The organism is Nonomuraea sp. B12E4, assembly GCF_039871825.1.
Classification (GTDB): Bacteria; Actinomycetota; Actinomycetes; order Streptosporangiales; family Streptosporangiaceae; genus Nonomuraea.
In genome coordinates this window covers 1-983 of record NZ_JBDPME010000090.1, presented here as the reverse complement: position 1 = coordinate 983, position 983 = coordinate 1, and the positions used below count along the sequence as shown (strand labels likewise).

Below are 983 nucleotides of genomic sequence, written 5' to 3'. Positions count from 1 at the left end.
ACTGGACGCCGCACACGAGGCCCGGGTTGCGACCCGGCGAGAACTACGCCAGGATCCCCTTTAACCACTCCTGCGGCTGATGGGTATTTCCGGCCCGATCTGGTGCATTTTCTCTGACACACCTCGGGCCAGGGTGCGCAGCATGGTCGTCTTCCCGGTCTGCCGGGGCGCGTGCAGTACGAAGTAGCGGTCCATCTCGATGAGCACCCGTGCTTCGGGGAGCCGTGGTGCGGGAGGCAGCATGTAGTGGCGCTGCGGGTCACACGGGCCGGTGGTGTTGAAGAACTTCGCTCGAGGTGGCCGCATGGTCACATTCTGCCATTGCTCGCTCTGTCGATGACGAGATTCCGTGGTGGCTGCGCGAGGTGGTAGAGGAGGTGGCGGGCGGTGAATGGGGGCGTCATGTGTAATTCTCGTAGCACCGATGATCTGGACGCTGAGGTGCCCCTGATCTTCCGGACATACGCGGTGAACGGGCCGAGCGGATCGCTGCGAAAAGCAGCGGATCTTTTATCTGCTGGTCACCAGTGGCCTGGCCGGCAAGACGAGCCGACTTGGACAAGGCTTGACCGGGCATGAGACCCCGTTGACCAGCGACGCTGGGATGACCTTCCGGCTTGATCTTCGGATGGTGATCTTTGGGGTCTGAACTGACGGTGAGGTCTAAATGATCTACCGTGATACACGGTCCGTACACACGAGCAACCACCGAGCAACCATGCGTTCTTGACCCTCGCCATTATGCGCCATTTGCCCCTCTCTCGGCACGGCTATGGTTCACCTGGTTCGCGTCAGGTCGGCGAGGAGCGCGGGGATGAGGCGTTCCTCCATGACCGCGCGGCCGGCGGCGGCCATCGCGTCGGCGAGGGCCTGGTCCCAGAGGCTGGCCGCGGGGCTGCCGGTGAGTGGAGTGGATTCGCCCAGCTCCAGCCCGGCGAAGTAGTCGGCCGCCCCCATCCGCCAGGGGATCGCGCCGTGTCGCA

2 protein-coding genes are annotated in these 983 nt (G+C 64.0%); both read right to left on the bottom strand.

Translation table 11 applies throughout. From position 1 onward, the window contains the following. Positions 1-60: 60 nt before the first annotated feature. Positions 61-306, bottom strand: coding sequence for a hypothetical protein (locus ABGB18_RS49345; RefSeq protein WP_347702662.1), 246 nt, complete (start codon positions 304-306; stop codon positions 61-63). 471 nt (positions 307-777) lie between these two features. Then, positions 778-983 (bottom strand): DUF2399 domain-containing protein (locus ABGB18_RS49340; protein ID WP_347702661.1); only part of this gene is annotated, 206 nt, incomplete at its 5' end.